The sequence below is a fragment of the Proteus alimentorum genome, from assembly GCF_002607735.1.
Classification (GTDB): domain Bacteria; phylum Pseudomonadota; class Gammaproteobacteria; order Enterobacterales; family Enterobacteriaceae; genus Proteus; species Proteus alimentorum.
In genome coordinates this window covers 324,127-350,615 of the sequence record NZ_NBVR01000018.1, presented here as the reverse complement: position 1 = coordinate 350,615, position 26,489 = coordinate 324,127, and the positions used below count along the sequence as shown (strand labels likewise).

The 26,489-nt window shown below is 39.6% G+C and carries 21 protein-coding genes and 1 other RNA gene; 7 read left to right on the top strand and 15 right to left on the bottom strand.

What is annotated here, in order from left to right:
* Positions 1–14 precede the first annotated feature (14 nt).
* From B6258_RS04475 to apt, 9 genes are all read right to left on the bottom strand, one after another.
* The gene (locus B6258_RS04475; protein WP_099074241.1) at positions 15–2,165 is read right to left on the bottom strand and encodes a carbon starvation CstA family protein; all 2,151 of its coding nucleotides are present in this window, start codon (positions 2,163–2,165) and stop codon (positions 15–17) included.
* 337 nt (positions 2,166–2,502) lie between these two features.
* Positions 2,503–5,010: an energy transducer TonB family protein gene (locus tag B6258_RS04470; RefSeq protein ID WP_099074240.1), complete on the bottom strand. Its 2,508-nt coding sequence runs from the start codon at positions 5,008–5,010 to the stop codon at positions 2,503–2,505.
* 15 nt (positions 5,011–5,025) lie between these two features.
* Positions 5,026–6,501 (bottom strand): DNA-binding protein, encoded by a 1,476-nt coding sequence (locus B6258_RS04465; RefSeq protein ID WP_099074239.1) that lies wholly within the window; start codon positions 6,499–6,501, stop codon positions 5,026–5,028.
* A complete protein-coding gene (locus B6258_RS04460; RefSeq protein WP_099074238.1) occupies positions 6,495–7,250 on the bottom strand; it encodes a PP2C family serine/threonine-protein phosphatase in 756 nt (251 codons plus the stop codon). Before B6258_RS04460 ends, B6258_RS04465 begins: the two co-directional genes overlap by 7 nt.
* Positions 7,250–7,918: a vWA domain-containing protein gene (locus tag B6258_RS04455; protein WP_227336451.1), complete on the bottom strand. Its 669-nt coding sequence runs from the start codon at positions 7,916–7,918 to the stop codon at positions 7,250–7,252. Before B6258_RS04455 ends, B6258_RS04460 begins: the two co-directional genes overlap by 1 nt.
* A 244-nt stretch (positions 7,919–8,162) precedes the next feature.
* A complete protein-coding gene (gene recR, locus B6258_RS04450) occupies positions 8,163–8,768 on the bottom strand; it encodes a recombination mediator RecR (RefSeq protein ID WP_099074237.1) in 606 nt (201 codons plus the stop codon).
* On the bottom strand, positions 8,768–9,097 hold the full coding sequence (locus B6258_RS04445; protein WP_023580840.1) for a YbaB/EbfC family nucleoid-associated protein: 330 nt from the start codon (positions 9,095–9,097) through the stop codon (positions 8,768–8,770). The genes recR and B6258_RS04445 overlap by 1 nt, the downstream gene beginning before the upstream one ends.
* Before the next feature lie 54 nt (positions 9,098–9,151).
* Positions 9,152–11,125, bottom strand: a complete 1,974-nt coding sequence (gene dnaX / locus B6258_RS04440) for a DNA polymerase III subunit gamma/tau (RefSeq protein ID WP_099074236.1) — start codon at positions 11,123–11,125, stop codon at positions 9,152–9,154.
* A gap of 254 nt (positions 11,126–11,379) precedes the next feature.
* Positions 11,380–11,931 carry an adenine phosphoribosyltransferase gene (apt, locus tag B6258_RS04435; protein ID WP_036911661.1) on the bottom strand — a complete coding sequence of 184 codons (552 nt, stop codon included), beginning with the start codon at positions 11,929–11,931 and terminating at the stop codon, positions 11,380–11,382.
* 137 nt (positions 11,932–12,068) lie between these two features.
* Between apt and priC the strand changes: the two genes are divergently transcribed.
* Positions 12,069–12,611: a primosomal replication protein PriC gene (gene priC, locus B6258_RS04430; RefSeq protein ID WP_088493663.1), complete on the top strand. Its 543-nt coding sequence runs from the start codon at positions 12,069–12,071 to the stop codon at positions 12,609–12,611.
* An 11-nt stretch (positions 12,612–12,622) separates the two neighbouring features.
* Entirely contained in the window at positions 12,623–12,787 is a 165-nt protein-coding gene (rsmS, locus tag B6258_RS04425) for a pleiotropic regulatory protein RsmS (protein ID WP_099074235.1), read from the top strand.
* Here rsmS and mscK read toward each other — a convergent pair whose 3' ends face one another.
* The 3 genes from mscK to acrR all read right to left on the bottom strand — a co-directional run bounded on the left by mscK (position 12,788) and on the right by acrR (position 17,363).
* Positions 12,788–16,210, bottom strand: a complete 3,423-nt coding sequence (gene mscK / locus B6258_RS04420) for a mechanosensitive channel MscK (RefSeq protein ID WP_099074234.1) — start codon at positions 16,208–16,210, stop codon at positions 12,788–12,790. It abuts the gene before it with no gap.
* 126 nt (positions 16,211–16,336) lie between these two features.
* Entirely contained in the window at positions 16,337–16,690 is a 354-nt protein-coding gene (locus tag B6258_RS04415) for a DsrE/DsrF/TusD sulfur relay family protein (RefSeq protein WP_023580846.1), read from the bottom strand.
* A 28-nt stretch (positions 16,691–16,718) separates the two neighbouring features.
* Positions 16,719–17,363 carry a multidrug efflux transporter transcriptional repressor AcrR gene (acrR, locus tag B6258_RS04410; RefSeq protein ID WP_099074233.1) on the bottom strand — a complete coding sequence of 215 codons (645 nt, stop codon included), beginning with the start codon at positions 17,361–17,363 and terminating at the stop codon, positions 16,719–16,721.
* 124 nt (positions 17,364–17,487) lie between these two features.
* Between acrR and B6258_RS04405 the strand changes: the two genes are divergently transcribed.
* From B6258_RS04405 to B6258_RS04390, 4 genes are all read left to right on the top strand, one after another.
* Positions 17,488–18,681: an efflux RND transporter periplasmic adaptor subunit gene (locus tag B6258_RS04405; RefSeq protein WP_099074232.1), complete on the top strand. Its 1,194-nt coding sequence runs from the start codon at positions 17,488–17,490 to the stop codon at positions 18,679–18,681.
* Between the two features lie 14 nt (positions 18,682–18,695).
* On the top strand, positions 18,696–21,845 hold the full coding sequence (locus B6258_RS04400; RefSeq protein WP_099074231.1) for an efflux RND transporter permease subunit: 3,150 nt from the start codon (positions 18,696–18,698) through the stop codon (positions 21,843–21,845).
* Between the two features lie 640 nt (positions 21,846–22,485).
* Positions 22,486–22,848, top strand: coding sequence for an Hha toxicity modulator TomB (tomB, locus tag B6258_RS04395; protein ID WP_099074230.1), 363 nt, complete (start codon positions 22,486–22,488; stop codon positions 22,846–22,848).
* 45 nt (positions 22,849–22,893) lie between these two features.
* Positions 22,894–23,097, top strand: a complete 204-nt coding sequence (locus tag B6258_RS04390; RefSeq protein WP_006535062.1) for an HHA domain-containing protein — start codon at positions 22,894–22,896, stop codon at positions 23,095–23,097.
* A 406-nt stretch (positions 23,098–23,503) separates the two neighbouring features.
* Here B6258_RS04390 and ffs read toward each other — a convergent pair.
* Positions 23,504–23,600: signal recognition particle sRNA small type (gene ffs, locus B6258_RS04385), an RNA gene on the bottom strand.
* 323 nt (positions 23,601–23,923) lie between these two features.
* On the opposite strand from ffs, the gene tesB reads away from it, so the two are divergent.
* Positions 23,924–24,799, top strand: a complete 876-nt coding sequence (tesB, locus tag B6258_RS04380) for an acyl-CoA thioesterase II (RefSeq protein ID WP_099074229.1) — start codon at positions 23,924–23,926, stop codon at positions 24,797–24,799.
* Positions 24,800–24,841: 42 nt separating this feature from the next.
* On the opposite strand, the gene amtB is transcribed toward tesB, so the two are convergent.
* Positions 24,842–26,134, bottom strand: a complete 1,293-nt coding sequence (amtB, locus tag B6258_RS04375; RefSeq protein WP_099074228.1) for an ammonium transporter AmtB — start codon at positions 26,132–26,134, stop codon at positions 24,842–24,844.
* 12 nt (positions 26,135–26,146) lie between these two features.
* Positions 26,147–26,485, bottom strand: a complete 339-nt coding sequence (locus B6258_RS04370; protein ID WP_099074227.1) for a P-II family nitrogen regulator — start codon at positions 26,483–26,485, stop codon at positions 26,147–26,149.
* Positions 26,486–26,489: the final 4 nt, after the last annotated feature.

Genomic DNA, 26,489 nt, shown 5'->3' with positions numbered 1-26,489 from the left:
CCTATCACCCTAAATTAGTGACCTGAGGACACTTTTACATCTTTTGGCATAGGAACATACGGTGTTTCTTGTGATGTATCTTCTGGGTTTTTACGCGCTTTCATTGCGGTACGGAAACCGTAGAAAATGATACTGTAAACAACCACTAAGAACAGAATACTCAAGCCAGCATTGGTGTAGTTGTTAATAACAATATGATTCATATTGGTAATTTCAGCCGCAGTTAAGTCGGCACCACCCGCTAAGATCTTCGCTTTGTATTCATTTGCTAAGTAGAAGAAACCTTCCATTTGTGGATCATCACTGAGCAGTTTCAGACCTAATGCCCATGTAGTACAAATTAATAACCATACTGCAGGAACAACTGTCACCCAGATATATTTAGTACGTTTCATCTTAACTAAGATAACAGTACCTAATACCAGAGCAACTGCCGCTAACATTTGGTTTGAAATACCAAACAGTGGCCACAAGCTCTTAACACCGCCTAATGGGTCAACAACACCTTGGTATAACAGATATCCCCATAATCCTACGCAACCCGCAGTACCAATCACACCCGGAATGAACGAGTTTGTTTTCTTCAGGTAAGGGATAAAGTTACCTAACAAGTCTTGGAACATAAAGCGACCAGAACGTGTACCCGCATCTAACGCCGTTAAAATAAAGAGCGCTTCGAACAAGATCCCAAAGTGATACCAGAAGCCCATATCCGCAGCCGGAATGATTTTATGGAATACCATCGCGATACCAACAGCTAAGGTAGGCGCACCACCAGCACGGTTTAATACAGAAGGCTCACCAATATCTTTCGCCGTTTGTAGAATTTCTTCTGGCGAAATAACAAAGCCCCATGAACTCACCGTTGCAGCAGTATGCACAGTCACTTCTCTTAACTGCGCCATAATAACGGCTGTATTTTCACCCCCCAATTCATGAAGGTTCGGCATAGTAATACCTAAACCTGCTGGTGGTGTATTCATTGCAAAATACAGACCGGGTTCAATGATAGATGCAGCCACTAACGCCATGATCGCAACGAATGATTCCATTAACATTGCACCATAACCGATAAAACGTGCATCCATTTCATTGGCGATAAGCTTAGGTGTTGTACCTGAAGCAATCAGTGCGTGGAAACCAGAAACGGCACCACAAGCGATAGTGATAAATAAGAACGGGAATAAAGCCCCTTTCCATAATGGACCTGTACCATCGATATATTGAGTAACCGCTGGCATTTTCAGTTCAGGGTTTAGGATAACAATACCAACGGCTAAACCAACGATAACCCCAATTTTCAGGAACGTCGCTAAGTAATCACGAGGAGCGAGGATCAACCAAACTGGCAGTAATGCGGAAACGAAAGCATAACCAATAAGACCAAAGGTGATGGTTGTATCTTTAAAGGTTAGCGCTGGTCCCCAGTATGGGTCGTGAGCAATAACACCACCAAACCAAATCGCAGCAATCAGTAAGACAATACCGATAACAGAGACTTCACCGACACGGCCCGGACGGATATAGCGCATGTAGATACCCATAAATAGGGCAATTGGTACTGTTGAACAAACAGTGAACACACCCCATGGGCTTTCTGCTAATGCTTTAACAACGATAAGTGCAAGCACGGCAAGAATGATGATCATGATAAGGAAACAGCCGAATAAAGCGATAGTACCCGGAATAGGACCCATCTCTTTCTTTATCATCTCACCAAGTGAGTTACCATTACGGCGTGTTGAAATAAACAACACCATAAAGTCTTGTACTGCACCAGCAAGCACAACCCCAGCTAATAACCAAAGCGTACCCGGTAAATACCCCATCTGAGCAGCAAGAACAGGCCCTACTAAAGGACCAGCACCCGCGATAGCCGCAAAGTGGTGACCAAATAAAACATAACGGTTAGTTGGAACGTAGTTCAAACCGTCATTATTAACAACAGAAGGTGTTGCTCTAGTTGGATCAAGTTTCATCACTTTTTGAGCGATGTAAAGACTGTAATAACGATAAGCAACTAAATAAACGGCAACAGAAGCAACAACTATCCATAGCGCACTGACGTGTTCACCACGACGAAGTGCAACCACTGAAAGACAAAAAGCACCGATAATCCCGAGGATCACCCAAGGTACGTGCTTTAAAAATGCATTTTTGTTCATGAGACACCTTTTTTTTCAGGCAAGACCGAACAGCCAAAGAGTAATGCGGGACAGCAGAGAATGATTTGAGCGAATCTGAGAGATAACTGCCCGCAGCTACATAATAAGAATTCTTACACGAGAATGGTGTGACTAAATCTCTTAGCGGTTGTATAACGAATTAAGCGGTCTGTTTTCTCAGTTAAGTGGTTCAGCTATTTTTAAATGGTGATTTTTTTGTGATCTAGATAACAATTTTATGACTTTCAATAAGTTAGGAAATCACCAAATAGAAGAAAACCGCCTTTTCTCTAACAAAAAAGGCGATTTTTTATAACATTATTTAATTGAATGGTAATTATTGACTAAATTGAACTGATATCAAAAGCACATTACCTTTTCGAGCCGGTGAGCCATTAAAACGCCATTGATATGCAGCATCAATAACAGCATTGTCTATGCTCATATCACCACTACCCGATTTCAATAACACCACAGTAGGAACACCTTGAGGATCAACATCAAGTTGTAAGATCATATCCCCTGTTTTAGGTGCTGTGTCAGGTGCATTCACTTTCGGTAATACCTGATCACTGCCTTTGATATTCGCTGATGAGAAATCAAGACTAAATGTCCGGTTTGATTGCTCAATTTTATCAGTATTCAACGGTAAGCGAACAACTTTGCTATTCGGATCTGATGCTGGTATTGCACGTTGAGCTAATTGGATCTGAGTTAAGTCATCACTAAGATAATCATCTGAAGGCTTAACTTCAGCACCGTCAGGTAAATAACGCATATCCATTCGCGCTCGTAAGGTTTGATAGCGCTCTAAGCGAGCGCCCTCAAGTGTATTTATCACCATTCTCATTTCTAGCATTTGCATTAAAGAGCTAATACTCTCTTTTGATTTTTGCTGTGTTGCTTTAGCAAATGCACCCGCTGCAATTTCAGGATCTTCATCTAACCATGTTATCCCCCAACCTAACCAAACATCTTCACGATCAGGATCTAATGCAATGGCCTGTTCAAAATGAGTACGCGCATTGAATAATAAAGTTTGCCAATATTTTTTCTCTTGAGGATAAATATTAGGCGATCTTGCTAAATTATTTGTTCCTACGTTGTAATATTGCAATTCAAAGCGCGCCACTGTTCTGACAACATCAGCATTATCTTGATGGATGGTGAGTTTCTCATTTAAAAAACGAATACTATTATCCCAACTTTCATGGTTATTTTTACCATTAGGCAATGTCTGCAACTCTTTTAAAATTGCTTGTAACGCTGCATGCTTCTCTTGCTGTTGTTTAGACAATCTAGGGTAATAAGAAGCATAAGGATCATAGCTAGAGCGAGTGGTTTCCCTTGCATCTTCTAATTCTGGTGCTTGTTTTTTCAATTCTGAATAAGTATTTTCGGTCAGTGTTATCGCTTTAGCATCTTGTCTTGCGTAAGCCTTAACCAATTTTATCAATGTTGATTGTTGCTTAACGGCATACTCTCTCCAACCAAGGCGGGTACTTTCAAAACGTACTGTTACACGTTGACGATACCCGTCTTTATTTGGCATAAAACGCCAATGGCGAGCGGCGCTCACCGCTTGATCATCGAAAGCATCAACACCACTACTGTTTTGTACCCAAAGCCCTGAAATGCGTCCTTGAGGATCGACATCAACAGATAAAATAACATCTGCGCGAGGAATGTATTTTCTGATTGTTGGATAACGGATCTCAGTTAAATTTTTCACTTCATTAGGTGATTCAACGATCACTTCTCCGGGATACTCTTTTCCCATCATTGATTGCATTTCAAGATAAGTGGTTAAATCATTATTAATTGCGTTACTCACAGGTAATCGTTGGTTTGCCAACGCTGTAATCTCTTCTGGAGGAGAGCTGTTTTGTCGATAAAAACGATCTTCAATAACACGCGCTTGTAATATCTGATAAATCTGACGCTGGTTTTCAGTAAGCTCTGAAATCGCTTTTTTCAACAATGGTTGCGCTGAAATATCATTATGGCCTTGCTTAGCCTGTTTCAGTGTATCTGCCACCATTAACGCTAACATCGCTTTTTCAATTTGAGCATCCAAAGAGCGATGAGCAATATAAGTCAGAGCTAAAACTTGCCATGCCTCAGGTGATAATGGTGCAACAGCAATAACATTAATACCCGATTGCGTTAATTGAGCATCGTGACCATTTGAAAGGGAAGCTAACGCCTGAGCAACTATAATCTCAGGTTGATTTAATAGCCAATCGCCATAAAAGTTGAGTGTTTTTACCGCTTCCGCATGTTCTGATGTTCCCTTGGTCTGAACTAAATAAGCGTCTTTTGCTTTTGTTGCCACAGCCACATCATCACTAAAATAATCTAATCCTGGTAGAGCAATTCTCGCTTTCTCTATAGCACGAATAGACGCCAATGCTTTAGATGGATTAGACCGAATAACTTTACGAATGTCATTTTCGCTATTAACCACGAAATAATGATAATTTTGCCATTCGGATTGTTCGATATTTTGTAAAACAAAACGACGACGATCTTCTAATTCATTCTTAGGTATCACCGAAAATGACACGCCCAGAGCCATGAAAAGTACGAGTCCACCGCCGAATAAATAGTAAATATTTTTAGCTCGCCACGATTGCAATAACATAACAATCGTCATAATGAGAGAGCCTAGCCATACTCCCAGTAAGAAATTACGCTCATCAAAACGAACGGATGAAGGGAGAATTTTGCTATTAAAACTATCAATCAAGCTAAAGGTTGAAACTAAGAAAGCGGGCAACCAAAAAGGGAACAGTAACGTTATAACGCCAATAATAATCAGGATCAGCTTTATTCTTTTTTTCATGTTATTTTCCCTAACCTATGGCTTTCTTTTCAAAATATGCATTGAAGGGAAAACAAAAATAACTAACAAGATAATGGCTGAAACCATTAAAAACATCACACTCAACATCGTTATTAGTATTTGTTCAATATAATCTGCTTTGATTAAATCTGCGATCCAGCTAGAACCTAAACTACCGCTGGCGCCTTGTGGAATAAAATTCATCAGTAATAATCCCAAAATAATAGGGACTATCATAGCAATAGCGGTATGTAATATGACTTTAGGTATTTGGTTTATCGCATTTTTAACCGCAATAAATATTGCTGGAGGCTGAATAGGTTTCGCTGGCGTAGTTTGGGCTGGCGCTTGTCGGATGTTTACATTTTGTACTCTTTTTTGACGAACTTGCTCGCGTTGCGTTTGGTTTTGTTTCTGAGTAATTGCAGCTTGCTGTAACTTCGCCTCTCTTGCACACGCCGCACACGCTTTGCCTGCAAAATGCTGGTGGTTTTTATCTTTCTGACAAATAACTAATTGTTGCTTTTCAGGTTGTGCATATTCATAAAGTGCTGTCGTCCATGTTTTTGCACTTGGTCTTTGCGAAGGTGTGCCTGAAAAGGCTTTATCAAAGAGTGTTCTGAGTTTATTGGGTAATTGTTTATGTCCACTGGCAACATTTGGGGCGATCAAATTATGTGCTTTTACACCATAACCATAAAAACGCCCTGCAATACGCCTTGGAATATCCGTAGGGACAGTGTCATTTTTAGGGCGACCACTAAAAGGATGGATACCAAAATTAAGCAATTGGAAAATAATGACTGCTAAGGCAAATCGGTCTTGCCACTCTTCTTCTGCCTCTGGAATAGTTTGCTTAGCTTGAAATTCAGGCGCTAAATATTCAACAGTAAATTGCCCTGCGGGATAACGTGTATCCTCGCCTTGGATACTAAATCCATCACAATCGAGAAGAGACATATACAGGCTTGATTTATAAAACCGCAAATTTAGCGGTTTCATATCAATAATACGGTGCCCTTGCTGATGTAAAGCATCAATCAACGAGCAAAGGTTATAGGCGAGACTCACTTTCGCCCCCATTCCCGTAGGTAAGCCATGAGCCTTGGCTTGGCGTTCTTGAAGAATGTATTCCAACTCAATCGTATTTTTGACATCAAGTTCAGGCATCACAAAGCCAACAAATTGCTTTTGGCTATTGTATAAACGAGCTTGAGGCCATGCGAGTTGGATAATAGGTGTATCGTTAACAGAAACGGGCTTTAATGCAGGTTCTAGCTTCTGCATTGCCGTGATCTTTTTTAGATAATAGGCTTTATCAATTTTGTCATGATAAACTTTTGAGACTTGGAAAGGTGCATTATTAATATGGCTAACGCTACCCGCACCACCGCTTTTTATCAAATTACCTATTTGATAAATCTTACCGTTCTCGTCTTGTAATTGCCTAGATACTGGTTGAGCTCCCCCTTCCCTTCTCGCCTTTACCACAACTCTTCATCCCTGATGCAAATAACTAAGGTTTTATCATCGCCGGTGATTGAATGTGTTCGAGGATCAGCTAAAGTCCCTGCTAATGCCTCACTTCCGCTATCTTCTGATACTGTTTTTAAATAACGGATCACAGGAGTGATAAACGGCGCATAAAGAGCATCACACGCTTTATTCATCGCAAAAGGCTGTACACCATCAGACATCAAAATAACTTGTTTTACTGGTTTATTTAGAGGAATAACGCGTAAATGCGCTTCCCAGTTTTCTGACGTCACAAACCAAGTTTGATTCGCATATTCTCCATTTTCAGGCTGTGATACGTAACTTGTACCATCGCAGTATTCCACCACTGCAATACCATCACCCAAATGGAATAAATAGCCACTATCATCACCAACCCAACATGCAACCAGTGTTGATGCATATTCATTAAGCGCACATTGTTTTATTTCTGCATATTCAGCCAGTTGAAGGCGAATATCTTCAATAAGTTGTTTAGCCCCTTGGGTTATCTGTTTTTCGGTTAACAAATCAATGTTTGGCCACTCTGTAATACGTAGCGTAAATAACCGAGCAACGAGCTGAGCGCCTTGTTCACTATAACGAGAAGAGCCCGCACCATCACAAACAGCAGCCATAAGATATTCACCTTTGCGGCGAATAAAATAAGCATCCTGACAGGGAATTTGACGCTCTTGATGGGCAATACCTGTCACCGATGCCCCATAAGCTAACCAATCATTCATCAAACAGGTACACTCGCCCAAGAATCAGTTGAAGGTAATTGTGCCGTGCCACCCGGTGTTGATTGAGAAACCACCTGCATACTGGCGCTTAGCCACAAGAACAATTCTTTAAATTGCAGCCCTTTAAGCATTTTCACACCATTAACACCATTACGGCTAAAGCTTCCCATGACTTCTGCTGATGCGCCATCAACCATAATAGGAAATACGGCTGTTTTTTGGCTTTCTTCAGCTTGACGACAAAGCTGTGCGGCCTGTTCCCATTGATCGGTAGGTACGCCATCAGACATTAAAAATAGCCAAGGACGAGTATAAGCAACACCCGCTTGTTTAAAGCGCTGTTTTTCAGCTTCTATTTCTTCAAGTGCTAGCGTAATGGCTTGCCCCATCGGCGTTGTCCCATTTGCCTCTAAAACAGGTGCCGTAAAATCCATTGCATCTTTCCAATCACCATGAACAGTACATTGGTCATATCCGCCATATTCAATCACCAGAATACGTACACGTTTAGCCGCAATCACATCGTTTTTAAGTTCTTGTTCGAGTAATTTAAGCCCTTCATTGAGTTGTTGAATAGGCTGTCCATACATACTCCCCGAGCTATCGAGTACTAAGATCAGAGGGGTTCTTTGTTCACTGTTATCAACCAAAGCTACGTCAGGGATCATAAGATGCTCCATCATTCAGTTATTATTTTTCATGATAATGATTAATGTAACATAAAGACGCAAAATTCATCAGAAAGAAAAAAGCAATAAAATGAAGATAAAGATATTTCTTAGGAAAAGCTCGCCTTAAAACTTGATAGGCTAATTTTTAGCTAAAACTGCGACTTTTTTCGAAGTTGAAGATAAAAAAAGCACCTCATTACATTAAGTAAAAAGATGCTTTCTTAATAAACTATTTATGGTGTTAATAGTGGATTTTTTGGCGTCCAGCGATAGAGTGCGAAAGCGTTGTGCCATCGACCATTTCAAGCTCACCTCCCACAGGAACCCCATGGGCAATTCGGCTGGCAGAAATACCATACTGAGCACAAATTTCAGCAATGTAATTGGCTGTTGCTTCACCTTCAACGGTCGGGTTTGTCGCCAAGATCACTTCTGAAATAGTCTCTTGGCTTAAGCGCTCTTCAAGTCTATCTAAACCAATATCCATAGGTCCAATACCATCTAAAGGGGATAAATGCCCCATTAAAACAAAGTATCGACCCGCAAACTGCCCTGTCTGCTCGATAGCATGAATATCCGCAGGACTTTCAACAACACAAATTTGCCCATTTTGCTGACGGCGAACATTGGCACAGATGGTGCAACGCTCTTCTTCAGTAAAAGTTCGGCAATCACAGCAATGACCTATTTCAGACATTGCACGCGTGAGTGCTTGTGCAAGTCGCATACCACCGCTTCTATCGCGTTGAAGTAGTTGGAAAGCCATTCGCTGCGCTGATTTAGGCCCGACACCGGGTAAACAACGCAACGCTTCCATTAATGATTCAAGAAGTGGGCTAGTTTGCATTAGAATGGCATCTTAAAGCCTGGTGGCAATTGCATACCGTTAGAAACAGAGGCCATTCTTTCTTTTTGTGTTTCATCAATACGACGCGCAGCATCATTAAAGGCAGCAGCAATCAGATCTTCCAGCATCTCTTTGTCATCTTCTAGCAGGCTAGGATCGATTTCAACACGACGGCAATTATGAGCACCATTGATAGTGATCTTAACTAAGCCAGCGCCAGATTCACCTGTCACTTCTAAGTTTGCGATCTCTTCTTGCATTTGTTGCATTTTTTCTTGCATTTGTTGGGCTTGCTTCATCAGATTACCCAAACCACCTTTTCCGAACATAATTGTCTCTCTTTGTAAAAGCCACACAGTATGAAGTCATACAACATGTTGCGATTAAACAGGTCGGATACTCTCTTCATCCAATTCAGCATCAAAATATTGCTGTAATGTTTGAATCGTTTTATCCGTAATAATCGATTGACGCGATAACGCCAATTTTTCATCATAAATGGCTTGTCGCCACTCCAACGGTGTTTTCACCGTGGGATCATCATCTTCTATAATTGTGAGTGAAATTGCTTTTCCATGCAATTCACTTAACGCATTAGTAAGCGTGCGTAACGCATTTGCTGAATTTAAATGTTTCTGTTTAGTTCGTAAATGCAAAATAACGTTTTCTTCGCTTACCGTCTCTTTATACGCATTTAATGCCAGTTGTTGCACCAATTTAGGGAGTGGCATTTTGCCAATTTCAGCCGCCCACGCATCTCTTTCTTGCGACTCTTTAGCAATTTTTGCTGCTAATTCAGGTGTTTTTTCATATTCGAGAACTTCTTTGATCTCTTTTGGTGAAGAAACAACCTCTTGCGTTGACATTAACTCCGGGTTTTGTGGACGCCACTGATACTCTTCTTTTTTCTTTTTTTCAGGCGCATTAGTCTGACGCTTAGCAACTTGCTGGCGTTTTTCACTCACGGCTGCTAGCCGCTCTAATGCACTAGCAGCCGGCTTAGCCCGATTAGGCGTCGCCGGTTCAGACTTTTTTGGCGGGGTTTGTTGTTCCGTCCCCTTTATTGCCTGCCTTGCCCTTAGAAGTTGTGCTGCGGGGCTATTGCCTAGTGAAGCACTATTTTCTATTGGTGAAGAAGATGGATGAGCCATTTGAGGTGAATGAGTCTGCACCGTCTGTGGAGCATAATGTTCAGATTTTCTATTCGTAGGCAATGATGCTGAAGGTAAAGTCTGTGCTAATGGCGCAGAAGGTATTTCATCAATCACTGTTTTAGGATGAAAAGCAAGCGCACGTAACAGAGTCATTTCAACGCCCATGCGTCTATCTGGCGCATAAGCCAGTTCTTTTCGCCCTACTAATAAGGTTTGATAATAGAGCTGTAAATCTTGTGGAGAAACAGATTTAGCCAATAAGCGTAGGCGTTCTTGAGTAAATTGTTCTTGAGGGTTTTCTTCACTAGGCAATAACTGCAACATTGCAATTTGATGCAGTAATGAGAGTGTCTCCACTAAGAAATTTTCCCAGTCAGTCCCTCTTGAAGCAACTTCATTAACCAGCGACATGACCTGTTGACCATCCGCTTTTACCAGCGCTTCAATCAATGCTAAAGGCTGAGCGTCATCAATAGTGCCAAGCATTTGGCTAACCACTTCCGCACTAACAACACCTTCGCCACTTGCGATAGCTTGGTCTGTTAAGCTTAACGCATCTCGCATACTGCCATCAGCTGCACGAGCAATAAGTTGGCGGGCTCTAACATCATTTTCAATATGCTCTGCTGAAAGCACTTTTTCGAGTTGTGTCGCAATTTGGTCAATATCTAATGCTCGTAGATGAAATTGCAAGCAACGCGATAAAATTGTGACAGGTAATTTTTGTGGATCGGTTGTCGCTAATAAGAATTTAACGTGCTCTGGCGGCTCTTCTAATGTTTTTAGTAGCGCGTTGAAACTATGACGAGAAAGCATGTGAACTTCGTCAATCAAGTAGACCTTAAAGCGTCCGCGTGCTGGCGCGTACTGCACATTATCTAGCAGTTCACGGGTGTCTTCTACCTTTGTTCGAGATGCGGCATCGATTTCAATTAAATCAACGAAACGCCCTTGTTCTATTTCAAGGCAATTTGCACATTGACCACAAGGTTTACTCGTAATGCCAGTTTCACAATTAAGCCCTTTAGCGAATAATCGGGCAATAGTGGTTTTTCCGACACCTCGTGTGCCAGAAAAAAGATAGGCGTGATGAAGTCGCTGATGATCAAGACCATTAGCTAAAGCCGTCAACACATGACGTTGACCGACAACATCGTTAAAAGTTTGTGGGCGCCACTTACGGGCAAGTACCTGATAGCTCATTGATTCCGCTAAATTTGAACGAGATTTATCTCTATGCTAACACAGGGGTGACCTATTGAGCGAGATCTGTAAGAAACAAATGAGATATTGATGAAAGAACCAGCAGAAATTTAAGATAAATTAAGCGGTAACAATTGTGCGGGCAATATACATTTATAAACATAGAAAAACTTATAAACGATATATCAACACCCGCACTCTTACTTATGTTTACGATAAGAACTTAATTAGCTCTTATCTAAACAGTGAAGATATTAATGTCCTGGAAAATCAACCAGTGTAAAGCTGTGAACACCTTGTTTTTCTAAGCGTTCGATACCGCCTAAATCAGGTAAGCAGATAATGAATGCCGCTTCTGTCACGGTACCGCCTAAACGGCGGATAAGACGAGCAGTTGCTTCAATGGTGCCACCCGTTGCCAGTAAATCATCAACCATCAATACTTTATCTTGATCCGTAATGCTATCTTTGTGGATCTCCAAAGTATCTGTGCCGTATTCCAGATCATAAGTTTCACTGAGCGTTTCGCGAGGCAATTTACCTTTTTTACGAACAGGAACAAAACCAACACCTAGGCGTAAAGCGACAGGAGCACCAAATAGGAAGCCTCGTGCTTCGGTACCCACAACTTTAGTGATACCCTGACCTTGATAGTGTTCTACCAATAAATCAATGGTTGCCTGATATGCAGCAGGATTATCCAATAATGTAGTGATATCACGGAATAATATCCCTTCTTTTGGATAATCAGGAATGGTTTCAATACTGTCTTTAATAAATTGCAGTTGTTGCGCGTTAGCAGTCATAATCAGTGCCATAATAAAAAACGAAACGATAGAATCTATGCAATATGCCGTTAAAATGCAACAGAAAGCCAATTAACAACTCTTTTTTGTTGCTTTAAGTCAATTCATGTTTTTATCAAAACAGGGACAAGAACCAGATGAATAAACCCGATCCTTTAAGCTTGTTTAAAAAACAGATAGACAATCTAGCCGAAACAGTGGCGCCTATTGCAAACAAAAAAATTGCAGCACCTTGCTTCGACACAGCACTATTCCACCGCCGAAGTGATTCCCTTGGTGGCTATATGCAACAGATCCGCGATAATTTTACCCAGTTAATCGCTTGTGTTGAGGCACAACGAAGCCAGCAGGTTAAATTTCTGGCCACACAAATCCTACAACAAATTGAAGCATTAACTCGTGAATTATCGACACAAACACTAAGAAAGCAAGAGAACCAGCTTACTCAACGAAAAAAAAGTGTCGATTTGTACCAAAAGCTTGCCCAACATCAGGATTATGAGCGTCGATTACAAGCCATGATCCAAGATAGAGAGCTTTCATTAACGCAAGCACAGAGCTTTATGAAGCAACAAGAGTTACAAAAAGAGATTGCTGCTCTTGAAAATCGCCTTGCTCGCTGCAAAAATGCCCTGTTCTCTATCGAAAAGAGCATTGAGAAACAAGAAGATAAATTTTAAAGGGAGTGATTATGAGTTTAAAAGAAGCGCCAGAATCTGTTCAATTGGCTGTCGATCTTATCTATTTACTTGAAAGCCACCATATTGATCCTAAAACAGCACTAGAAGCCCTAGAGATTGTGCGCCAAGATTACGAAAAAAAATTAGCGACACAATCTACTCATTCATCTCTTTAATTAAGCAAAAGGCGTATTCGCGTCAGGTGTTGGGCCATCAAGAGGACGTTTTATCTCTTGTACTTCATCACCTTGTTTATTATGCAAATAAACATCAAGTTGGTTAAATGCAATGTTGATGTTATTTTCATTACATAACTTATCAATAGCACGGTTAACTTCATCTATTGCAATATTTCTATCACCTAATGTTCTGACATAAAAACGCAAATCATGATTCAGGGTGCTTGCCCCAAATTCAGTAAATAGCACCACAGGTTCTGGTTCAGTCATCACTCTGACATTATCTTTAGCGGCCTTCATTAAGATCTCTTTGACCTTATCAAGATCAGAGCCATAAGCAACGCCTACTTGAATAATAATACGTGTCACCGTATCAGATAATGTCCAGTTAATAAGCCGTTCTGTTACAAACGCTTTATTTGGAATAATCACTTCTTTGCGATCAAAGTCAGTCACTGTCGTTGCCCTAATACGAATTCGGCTAACCGTACCGGAATAAGTCCCAATAGTAACCGTATCACCAATTCTGACGGGTCTTTCGAACAAAATAATTAAGCCAGACACAAAGTTTGCAAATATTTCTTGTAAACCAAACCCTAAACCAACCGTTAAGGCTGCGGCTAACCATTGCAATTTTTCCCATGCTACACCTAATATTCCCAGTGATACGATGGTTCCGATAGCAATAATTATGTAAGTCAAAATGGTTGTGATCGCGTAAGAAGCACCTTGTTGCAGTTTTATACGAGATAAAATTAATACCTCTAATAAACCTGGTAAATTTCGTGTCATAAACCAAGAAATTGCCATAATAGAAACAGACAATAATAGATCTGCAACAGTCACTGCCTTCACAACATTACCGAGTTCGGTCGGTAAAGTGTAACTCCAAAGCGTTATTCCATCTAAATAGGTAAAGACAGTAATAAAATCAGACCAAATTCCATAGAAACTAGAAGCAAAGATGATAAATAAGATCATCGTTGTCAGTCTTAATGATTGCTGATTGATTTGATCCATATCCATTGGTGGCTCTTGAATAGGTTCAAGGCTGTTATCTTCACCTTCTTTCTTCTCTTTTAACATCGCTTGTCTACGTTCAAGAGCGCGACGATAGGCAAGCCTTCTAGCCGCAACGGTTAATCCGCGCAAACTGGCGTGATAAGCAATAAACCACAACATAAGCAGATATAAACTATCAATCCAACGATTTGCTAAACGTAACGCCGTATAGTAATAACCAAAAATCACTAAACCCATTAAAATTAAAGGTGAAAACGTTAATAAAGTAATCACAACGGTTCTAACAACATGGTTACCTTTTTCTTGCCACATTTCACGGCAAAATGGCAATGTGAAGAAACTAATACCAAATAGTGAAATAATCGCAACCAACTGGCCAATAACATCACCCACCAGCAATAATGGATTATTAATACCATAAGCAGAAAGCAGAATAATAGGTAACATAGGAAGAGAAAGCCGCAATAAACGTTTACGATTTTGCTGGACGCGTTCTACGGGAATTTTAAAATGTTTTACGGCAACACCATTGTCAGACATTAAGCGATAAGACCATTCGAACATCAGCCAAAATACCGCAAATTGCCAAGCGAAAGACCAGATAAATTCTTGTTGTACATTAAAGCTATTTATTAACCAATATCCTATTGCTAAGACAAAACAAGACAGAGGTAATGTTTTGAGAAAAACAATTCCCAGTGCAAGTGGTGTATGTAACTGAGAATCTTTATTGAGCTTATTGATATCCCCATTCAGTTTTTCAAACTGAATATCGAGTTTTTTACGTTGCCAAATCAGTATTGAACCGAACAAAATTAACGCAATAAGAACAGGAAGTGATTTCTTAGCCCCGATCAGCAGATTTTCATTTGACCAATTGAGTTTAAAACCTTGAAACTCGGCAACAGCCTGAGCCGGGAATGTTGAAAACCAATTAAGATTAATCGGCTTATTACTACTTACCCAGAAAATTTGCTGAGCCAATGTGTTTTCGAGTGAACTTACCACACTGCGTAATTGTTGTTGATCCATTTGTAAGTTAATCGAACCTGATATTTGATTACCCAACTGGTTGTTGAGCTTATCAAGCAATTCACGTCTAGCATCAACAAGTAATTCTAATGCACTACGTAACTCTTTTTGTGCATTAGGATCCGTGGCTTCAGGATGAGCGACTTGGTATTCATGCATCAACTGATCAATATAAATGCTGGGCTGTATTATCTGATCACGTTGTTTATTTATTTCAAACTGCTCTAAACGTAAATCCGCAATTTTATCGGGCAGGTTATTAATAAAAATACCATCAGGCAAGTCGACTTGCTCTTCAAATAAGATACGAGAAAGCAATAAGCTTCCTTTGAGCACGTCAATTTGTTCTTTTAAATTCCGTTCAGATTGAATGGCTCTGTCTAAACGATTTTTGACCATAAGGCTATGGCGATTTAACTCATTATTATTTTGCGTTGTAATAATCAGCTCATCACTAAGATGTTTATTGATTTCTGTTTGCGCTAAATAAAAAGGATTACTATTAATTGCCTGATTTTCAAGCCCTGTACTTTGCGCTTCTTTCGCCGTTTCTTCTGAACTGTCTAAACGCTTATCACTGATCGCTTCTTGAATTAGTTGAGCATGTTCTTGGGAAAGATCGATGTAAGCTGAACTATAATCACGTTGAAGTTGTAATAGGCTTTGTAACTGCACATTAGATTGTAAGGTACGCTTTTGATAATTATTCTGTTGTTGAAGATAATATTGCTCTAATTGTAATAACTGCACTGCTGAAGCGCGCATTTGGGCTTTATCCGCACTACTTTTATTCAGTAATATTCTTATTTGTTGCAGTCTTTCTGAGTTATTAAATAAAACAGATTGCGCCCTTTCTGGTTGTGTTTGTAACACAATAAGTTCATTACTGTAATTTGCTAAATCGTCTTGCGCTTTTTGTAATGATTGTAAGACGGTCTCTAATTGTGACTCTAACGTTGCTAACGGTAATGCTTCTAGTGATTTTTGATAGTCTTCTGCTTCTTTATTAGCGACTTTCTGTTTTAACTGATTAAGTTGATATTGTGCATTACGCAGTTTTTCAGGTAATTGCTCTACGGTTTTATCATAACTTGTTAGTTTTTTTTCTAGCTGTTGAATGTTATCAAGTAATAAAAGAGATTGTTCCAAATCAGCAATCGTTAATTTATCTTCTGCACTTAGCTCGCTACGTTTGTTTAATAAATTAAGCTGGTTTTGAATACTTTCTTGGGTGGGTAAATTGCTGGGTACCGCAGCTAAAACTGAGGTGATGGAGAAACTCCAAAAAATAAGCATAATAATCGTGGCGAGAATAGTCGTCATTATTCGATTATTGAATTGAGAAAAAAAAGTATGAATACGCATGGTTAAGCAACTTGTTCAATTAATATTGAAAAACTGTTTATTATTATAATCCAATTACTTTAAATTGGCAGTGTAAACAGAACAAGTTGCTTGAGTTATTTCTCGCCTGAGAAAACGAAATAGTGATCAGAAAGTAAGGATCTTATCAGCATCTAATGTCCACTGAGCTAAATCCACTAAAGTGCCTAATTCTGCACCATCAACAAGAGGTAAATCACTGATACCACGAGTATCTGTACATGTTTTACAGAGTTTAACCGGAACATTTTGTGCGGTTAAAATTTCCAACATTTGCTGTAAGTTATAACCTTCTTTAGGTTGTTGACGAGCTAAAGCCCCAGTCACAGCATCTGACATTAAAAAAATATTTAATTCAGTTTCTGGATGCTGTTCTTTTAACGTTATTGATAAACGCAGTGCGTTAAATAATGATTCATTACCATACGCGGCACCATTAGCAATAACTAATACCTTACTCATAAACACCTTCCTCAAGTTTAATAATAAATTAAGATGACGCTGATATTCTCATATTTGCGCTATGCTTTATCATATCAATAAAGCTATCAACCAAATATTGACTTTCATCTTTGATAGAAAAACTTTCTGGCGAAAATAACCAATTTTCGGCAAGACCAGTCATCATGGCTCTTAACATAATGGCGGATCTTCTTAAATTAAGGTTTGCAGGAAGCTGTTTTTTTTCAATACAACGAGATAAAGACTGTTCTATTCTGGAGTGATCCGCTGCACACAATTCTCTGCGAATTTCAACAATTGGTGTCATTTCACCGACAAATTCGCATTTATGGAAATATATTTCTAGAAGTGCATTATGTTTAGGATCTTCGACAATTGATGTCAATATGTAAATAAGCAATTCTCTTAATACAAATAGTGGATCATCTGGGTATTTTGTTTGATACTCTATTTCTAAAGATTCTATTTTTAAGTCGGTGAGTTCGCACGCTTCAGTAAATAAATCCACTTTATTTTTAAAGTGCCAATATATTGCACCACGGGTAACACCGGCTGCGGATGCAATATCTGAAAGTGATGTGGCAGAAACGCCTTGCACAGTAAACAGCCTAAGTGCAGCATCAATAATCTGCTGTTTTGTTTCTTGTGCCTGCCGTTTAGTTTTTCGTGCCATTAATCCTCGATTTTGACTGAAGTTAATTTACATACATTCATGTATGTTTGTACTATACATCGCAACCAATCATCAACTTAATTATTTTTATCCCGGGAAACAACGTTTGAATAGAGGTTTTCTTATGCGAAAAAACAGAGGGGTTTTGCCTCTGGCTCTGTTAGTGCTATCAGGCAGCTTGGTTCTTGCTGGATGTGACGACAAAGCTAAACAGTCTGCTGGGGGACCACCTCCTGCACCGGCTGTAGGTGTTGTGACTTTAGGAGCGCAAACTCTGACAATCACCACTGATTTACCTGGTCGTACATCAGCCTTCCGTATTGCTGAAGTCCGTCCTCAAGTTGGCGGCATTATTTTAAAACGCAATTACACCGAAGGTAGCTATGTAGAAGCAGGTACATCTTTGTACCAAATCGACCCAGCTATGTTTGAAGCAACTTTAAATAGTGCGCAAGCTGAGCTGGCGAAAGCGAAAGCTAATGCTGAAATAGCTCGTCTCACTGTGGAGCGTTATAAGCCTCTGCTGGGTACAAACTATATCAGTAAACAAGATTTTGATGCCGCAACTTCTCAGTACGCACAAGCCGTTGCTGCAGTTAAAGCTGGCGAAGCGGCGGTAACAACAGCAAAAATTAATCTTGAATATACCAAAGTAACGGCGCCAATTTCAGGTCGCTCAGGTAAATCAACGGTTACTGAAGGTGCGCTTGTCGCGCCTGGTCAACAAGTTGCACTGACAACGGTTCAGCAAATCGATCCAATTTACGTCAATGTGACACAGTCGAGCGAAGATTACCTGAAACTCAAAAATGAAATTGAAAGTGGCGTTATTCGTCAAGAGCAAGGCAAACCTGTTGTTCATTTAACATTGACTAATGGGCAAGCTTACGCACAGAAAGGTCATTTAGAATTTTCTGATGTGACTGTTGATGAAACAACAGGCTCAATTACTATGCGTGCTATCGTACCTAACCCAAATGGGGAATTATTACCTGGTATGTTTGTTCGCACTAAGTTAGAAAATGGTATTCGCCAAAATGCAGTTTTGATCCCACAGCAAGCCGTTATTCGTACAGCTCGTGGTGATGCGACAACAATGATTGTTAATAAAGACAATGTTGTTGAAGTTCGTACCATCGAAGTGTCACAAGCTGTTGGTAATAAATGGCTCGTTAATAGTGGTGTTCAGGCTGGTGAGCGCGTTATCGTTTCTGGATTGCAAAAAGCAAAACCAAAAATGACAGTAACGGCTCAGGAAGAGAATCTAGATGCGAAGCCATCACCTGAACAAACTGAGCCAGCTAAGAATCCTCAATAAGGAGTCGGTGATCCATGCCTAAGTTTTTTATAGATAGACCGATATTTGCGTGGGTAATTGCGATAATTACCATGCTCGCAGGTCTTCTGGCACTCATCAAACTGCCTGTTGCCCAGTATCCAACGATTGCACCGCCAGCGATTTCTATCTCTGCGGTTTATCCTGGTGCTGACGCCACCACTGTGCAGAACACCGTTACCCAAGTTATCGAACAGAATATGAATGGTATCGATAACATGGTGTATATGTCTGCGACCAGTGACTCAGCGGGTATGATGAATATCACTCTGACCTTTGAAGCAGGTACTGACCCTGATATCGCGCAAGTACAGGTGCAGAATAAACTGCAACTTGCCATGCCGTTATTACCTCAGGAAGTGCAACAACAAGGGATTAGTGTTGATAAATCCTCAAGTTCATTCTTGATGGTTGCAGGGTTCATCTCAAGTGACGGCTCAATGTCACAAGATGATATTGCAGACTATGTGGGTGCAACGATTAAAGACCCGTTAAGCCGTGTAACTGGCGTGGGTGAAACCCAATTATTTGGTACCCAATACGCAATGCGTATTTGGTTAGATCCAGATAAATTGGTGAAATACAACATGACAACACTTGATGTTATTGGTGCGATTAGAGCACAAAACAACCAAGTGGCAGCCGGTCAATTAGGGGGAACACCTCCTGTTCCTGGTCAACGTTTAAACGTATCAATCATTGCTCAAACTCGACTCAATACCGCAGAGCAATTTGGCGATATCCTGATGAAGGTTAACACCGACGGTTCACAGGTTAAGCTAAAAGATCTTGGTATAGTTGAAATGGGTGCTGAAAGCTACAGCACTATTGCTCGCTTTAATGGCTTACCCGCTTCTGGTATCGGTATTAAATTAGCAACAGGTGCTAACGCATTAGATACAGCAACCGCTGTGCGTGCGGCATTGGCTGAAATGGAACCGTTCTTCCCTGCGGGATTAGAGGTCGTTTATCCTTATGATACAACGCCGTTCGTTAAGATCTCTATTTTCGAAGTGGTAAAAACGCTTGTTGAAGCAATCATGCTGGTATTCGTAGTTATGTATCTGTTCTTACAGAACTTCCGAGCTACGTTAATTCCGACAATCGCCGTGCCTGTTGTATTGTTAGGTACCTTCGCCATACTCTCGGCATTCGGTTATTCGATAAATACCTTGACGATGTTCGCGATGGTACTTGCCATCGGGCTTCTGGTGGATGACGCCATCGTTGTGGTAGAAAACGTCGAACGTGTAATGCAAGAAGAAGGTTTATCACCTAAAGAAGCAACACGTAAATCGATGGGACAAATCCAAAGTGCGCTGGTCGGTATCGCCCTCGTGCTTTCTGCGGTATTTATTCCAATGGCATTCTTTGGTGGTTCAACCGGTGCAATTTATCGCCAGTTCTCTATCACCATCGTATCAGCAATGGTTCTATCTGTTTTCGTTGCATTGATTTTAACACCGGCACTTTGTGCAACGATGTTAAAACCTATACCGAAAGGCAGTCATGGTGTGCAAACGGGTTTCTTTGGCTGGTTTAACCGTACCTTTGAAAAGAGTAGTCACCACTATACTGACAGTGTATCCCGTACACTCCGGGGTACTGGTCGTTACTTATTAATTTACGTTTTATTAGTGGCAGGTATGGCGTTAATGTTTATTCGCTTACCCGCATCGTTCTTACCTGAAGAAGACCAAGGTGTATTACTGACAATGGTTCAGTTACCAGCGGGTTCAACACAAGAACAAACACAAGACGTACTAGAAAGAGTAAACAACTACTTCAATACTGATGAGAAAGAGCTCGTTAAATCTGTCTTTACCGTAAGTGGCTTCGGCTTCGGTGGTCAAGGACAAAATATGGGTCTGGTCTTCGTTGTATTGAATGATTGGGATGAACGTAAAGCAGATGAAGACAAAGTTCCGGCTATTGTAGGACGTGCCAATATGGCACTATCCAAAATTAAGGAAGCCTTTGTTTATTCATTTAATATTCCAGCGATTGTTGAGTTAGGCTCTGCGGGTGGTTTCGAATTCGAGTTAGTGGATAAAGCTAACCTCGGTCACGATAAACTCATGGAAGCTCGAAATCAATTACTCGGAATGGCTGCGCAACAACCTCAAATGTTAATGGGTGTGCGTCCTAATGGCCAGGAAGATACTTCACAGTATCGTCTGTATATCGACCTAGAAAAAGCGCAAGCTCAAGGTGTTGCAATTAGTGATATCTATTCAACATTAGGCACAATGTTTGGTGGTAGCTATGTAAACGACTTTATCGACCGTGGTCGTGTTAAGAAAGTTTACGTTCAAGCTGGATCAGAATTCCGTATGTTGCCACAAGATATCGGTAATCTTTATGTTCGTAACAATATCGGTCAGATGGTTCCATTCTCATCGTTCATTGATACAAGTAAAGATCCTTGGTTATACGGCTCACCGCGTTTAGAGCGTTATAACGGTTTACCAGCAGTTCAAATTCAAGGTAGTGCAACACCAGGTCAAAGTAGTGGTGATGCAATGCTTATGATGGAAGATCTCGCAAGTAAACTACCAAGCGGTATCGGTTATGAATGGACAGGAATGTCATATCAAGAACGTTTATCGGGTAACCAAGCGCCTGCGCTGTATACCATTTCCTTGATAGTTGTATTCCTTTGTCTTGCTGCTCTTTATGAAAGCTGGTCAGTGCCATTCTCCGTTATGTTAGTCGTTCCACTGGGTGTTATTGGTGCTCTTGCATTAACATCAATAAGAGGCCTTGAAAACGACGTTTACTTTAAGGTTGGACTCTTAACAACCATTGGGTTATCGGCGAAAAACGCAATCTTGATTGTTGAATTCGCCAAAGACTTGATGGAGAAAGAAGGTAAAGGGCTCATAGAAGCAACGTTAGACTCTGTTAGAATGCGTCTACGTCCAATTCTAATGACTTCACTGGCCTTTATGTTAGGGGTTATTCCTCTGGTATTAAGTAACGGTGCAGGTTCTGGTGCTCAGAACTCAGTAGGTACAGGTGTATTCGGTGGTATGATTGCCGCAACCTCCCTTGCTATCTACTTCGTTCCTATTTTCTTCGTCGTGATCCGTAGACGATTTGCGAAGAAAAATGAAGATTTAGAACATCCAAATCATTCACACTAATTTGAATGAATTTGAGTCATAATACCAAAAGGTCGCGAAAGCGGCCTTTTTCTTTATCTATTGATGCATTGTTTTAAATGAAAACTTATCTCATTATATTATTTTTAGGAAATATCTCTTTAATCAATAAATTCATTTTATTTTTTTTCTTATATGTGACTTTTTGTCAAAATTAAGCAGTTCTGTTATTTATAAATAACAACGATAATTATGCCTCATTTACACGCTTAAACATTTAAAATACAATAAAAACAAAGATAATCATTACGTTAAGGAAAATACTCTTTAATTAGGATTTCTTGATTTTTACGAAAATAGACAAATTTCTGTTGTTCAGATAGTGACTTATGCAATAATAGTGCTATATTAAGCAAAGAAATACTTACTGTATAAATTTTAAACTCATTTGTGTGCAATTGAGTGTTTAGTATTGTCTTTCGATATGCTATTACTTTGTTAGGAATAATAAATATAATTATTAAACTCTTTTAGCATACGAGTAAATATAAACACCCATTTTCAAATTTATGTTTTTTATTAATCCATTAATGAATTATGTGATGTAGCCCGTTAATAAGTTCAACTTTAGGTATTTATCATTATTAATGAATATTTTCTATTAATTCAATTACGATATGTTATGGACGAATATTCACCAGAAAAAGTAGATTTAGCCGAATTGTCATTTTTGTGCGAAGAGCTATTACAGCAAGCTTTAGGCTCATTAGATAAAGGTAGCACGGTTTGGCACAACGATCTGAGTAGCACAAAAAGCGTTGACCTTAATGTCCTAATTGAACACATTATGGACTTTAGTTGGAAATTTAAGATTAAACACCCAGATAAACATGTAATTAATACACTTATAGAAGAGTACCTTGAAGAGACTTATCGTTTATTTGGTAATACATCAATTTCTTACTCAGATATCAATAATTGGAAAGAGTTAAACCAGTCACTTTTAACTCTCATTGCCAAAAACCCAAAAAGTTATATTAAGTAAATTTAATTATCTTTGGTTTTATTTTAATAATAGAGAAAAGACAACATGACTAAAACAGACTATCTAATGCGTTTAAGAAAATGTACTTCAATCGAAACATTAGAACGTGTGATTGAAAAAAATAAATATGAACTCTCTGATGATGAACTGGAGCTGTTTTATTCAGCAGCAGACCACCGTTTAGCAGAACTCACAATGAATAAGCTATATGATAAAATTCCAGCATCTGTTTGGAAATTTGTAAGATAATCTAGTTCTATTTAATTGCCTTAGTTTTATTTTTGCTATTTTATTTTTTATAGTAGCAGGGTTATTAGTTCTTAATTTAGATATCGTTTTATTTGCGTTTTCTTATCAGTAGAATGATTACACACCATCATGCCGTTAACTTATTACGGCATGACTGCACTGCTTTGCCCTAATATCCCGTCCATTTATAAACACAACCGTAAATTTTCTGATAATAAATTGATACATTAAACATGCTATTTTCTATTCAATACTATTTTCAATTCAATATTATTGACTCTCAACCCCAAAGAAAACAACACCCCAAAACACACATAGAGAGTAAAAACATAAGGGGAAATAAAAGTCTTAGAAAATAATCATGATGAGAAATTAGAAATGATGAAGGGCTAAAAATTGGGTGGGGCCTTGCCAGCGACATCCCGGCACACGCGACACCTGCCATGGCTGCTTCCTTCCGGACCTGACCGAGTTAACAAGTTAGCGTTGCGGGAGAACCAACAAGACCCCATAGATTGTCTTATTGCTAAGACGTCACGCATTATGTTTTAAACTGATCCAAATAGCAAGGAAAGCAAGCCTAAGTGATGATTAATTACCCAAATTCGCACTCACTGATTATTCAATTGCCTTTAACGCGCTTTTTACCTCTCCATACATTCATCAGAGAGTATTCAATAAGCTGATAAACAATGATCTTATCAACTCTGTTCATTTATCATTAAATTACGATCGAAGATAAAAAAGAGATTATTTTTTTATCTTCTTAGGATTGTATATAATCAACTTTATAAAAAATAACCAGATCTAATGATACAGGTACACTATGAGTCAAGCATTGAAAGATCTCATCAATTTGATGGCACTTGAAAAAATAGAAGAAGGTCTATTTAGAGGTCAAAGCGAAGATTTAGGATTACCTCAAGTTTTTGGTGGACAAGTTGTAGGACAAGCACTATACGCTGCAAAACAGACAATTGCTGATAACCGCTATATCAACTCATTTCATAGCTACTTTTTACGTCCGGGTGATAGCCATAAGCCTATCGTTTACGATGTAGAATTTATTCGTGATGGCGGTTCATTTAGTACTCGTAGAGTCAGCGCTATTCAGCATGGTAAACCTATTTTTTATATGACGGTTTCTTTTCAAGAATTTGAAGAAGGTTTTGAACATCAAGATACAATGCCTGATGTTCCTTTTCCAAATGAGCTTATCTCACAGCATGAGATTTTAAAGAAATTAGCGCCTAAATTACCCGAGCCGATTAAATCTTTAGCACTACGAGAAACGCCTTTTGAAGCGCGTCCAGTACAATATTTTAGCCCTTTTGGCTACTCTAAAGCGCCTGCTGAACGCTATGTTTGGTATCGTAGTCGTGGTGAAATGCCATCAGATCCTTTCTTGCATCAATACTTGCTTGGTTATGTTTCTGATTTTGATTTTTTACCAACCGCTCTTCAACCTTATGGATTAGGCTTTATGGACGCAAGTCTGCAGGTCGCGACGATTGATCATTCTATGTGGTTTCATCGCCCATTCCGTGTAGATGATTGGTTGCTTTATGTGATTGAAAGCCCTTCAGCATCAGGTGGTAGAGGATTTGTTAGAGGTAAATTCTTTAATACAAATGGCCAACTAATCGCATCTTCTGTTCAAGAAGGCGTTATTCGCCAAAAACGTGCCAAACATTCAAAATAATATCTTGGCATATTCCCCCCTCAAACGAGGGGGAATAGACAATTATTGTTGATAAGCTCTTTCGCCATGAGTTGTTAAATCTAATCCATCATGCTCTTCCTCTTCTGAAACACGTAAACCTACCAACTTATCTGCGATTTTAAAACTTGTATAAGCAACAACACCAGACCAAATCACTGTGATCACGACACTCATTAATTGAATTAAAACTTGTTTACTGAGTGTCATACCATCGCTATAACCCACGCCACCTAAAAATGAAGCTGTAAATACCCCTGTTAACAAGCAACCTGCAATACCACAAGTACCGTGAATACCGAAAACATCACAAACATCATCAGCTTTTAACCAGCGTTTTAAAACAACAACCCCCCAAAGCCCGATGATCCCTCCCATTACACCAATAAATAAAGCCCCCATCACGCCAACGGTGCCAGCGGCAGGAGTGATCGCAACTAATCCTGCAATACAGCCAGAGCAACCGCCTAACATAGAAGGTTTTCCTCTAGTGATCCATTCTGATGCAGTCCAAGAAAGTACAGCTCCCGCAGTTGCAATTACTGTGTTTAGAAATGCTAAAGCCGCGATCGCATTTGCACTGCCAGCAGAGCCTGCATTAAAACCAAACCAGCCAATATAGAGCACCGCTGTACCTGTAAAGACCATTGGTAAATTATGGGGTTTAAGCGCGGCATTCTGGCTATCACGTCGCTTACCAAGTAAGTAAGCACCAACAAGGGCTGCAATAGCAGCATTAATATGTACGACGGTTCCCCCCGCAAAATCTAATGCTCCATCATCGATTAACCAGCCACCGTCTCCCCATACCATGTGTGCAATAGGGATATAAGAAAATGTGAACCAAATTATTGTAAAAATAAGCAGTGCAGAAAAACGAATGCGCTCGCCTAATGCCCCAATAATTAATGCAACTGTTATCACCGCAAAAGATCCTTGAAAAGCAATATGTACATACTGATTAATTGAACCAGAGAGTGAATCTAGAGATACGTTATTCAAAAAAGTAAGTGACCACCCACCCCAGATTTTATTACCCGCAGTAAATGCCAAACTATAACCAAATGTAACCCAAAGAATAACAACGACACTAAAGATCATCATCACTTGCGTGATCAAAGAAAGTACGTTTTTTCCTCTCAATAACCCGCCATAAAACAGAGCAATACCGGGTATAGTCATAAAAAAGACCAAAGCAGTACAGATCAACATAAAACCATTATCAGCTTTATCAACAATCACTGTTTCAGTCGCAAATACAGATGAAGAAAAGTGTGTAAGCACTAACATTAATAGTAAAGAAAGTAAGCGTTTCATCGAATATCTCCTTTAAAGTGCTTCATCACCAGACTCACCGGTACGAATACGGACGGCCTGCAATAATTCCAAAACAAAAATTTTTCCATCTCCTACTTTCCCTGTATCAGTCGCTTGCATAATCACTTGCATAACTGGCTCAAGTTGCTCATCACAAATAGCGAGTTCTATTTTTACTTTAGGGAGAAAATTAACTTCGTATTCTGCTCCTCTATACAACTCCGCATGTCCTTTTTGTCGCCCATATCCCTTTACTTCACTGATTGTCATTCCCTTTATACCTAACTCAGAGAGTAACTCTCGCACTTCTTCTAATTTAAATGGCTTAATAATGGCGATGATATATTTCATATAA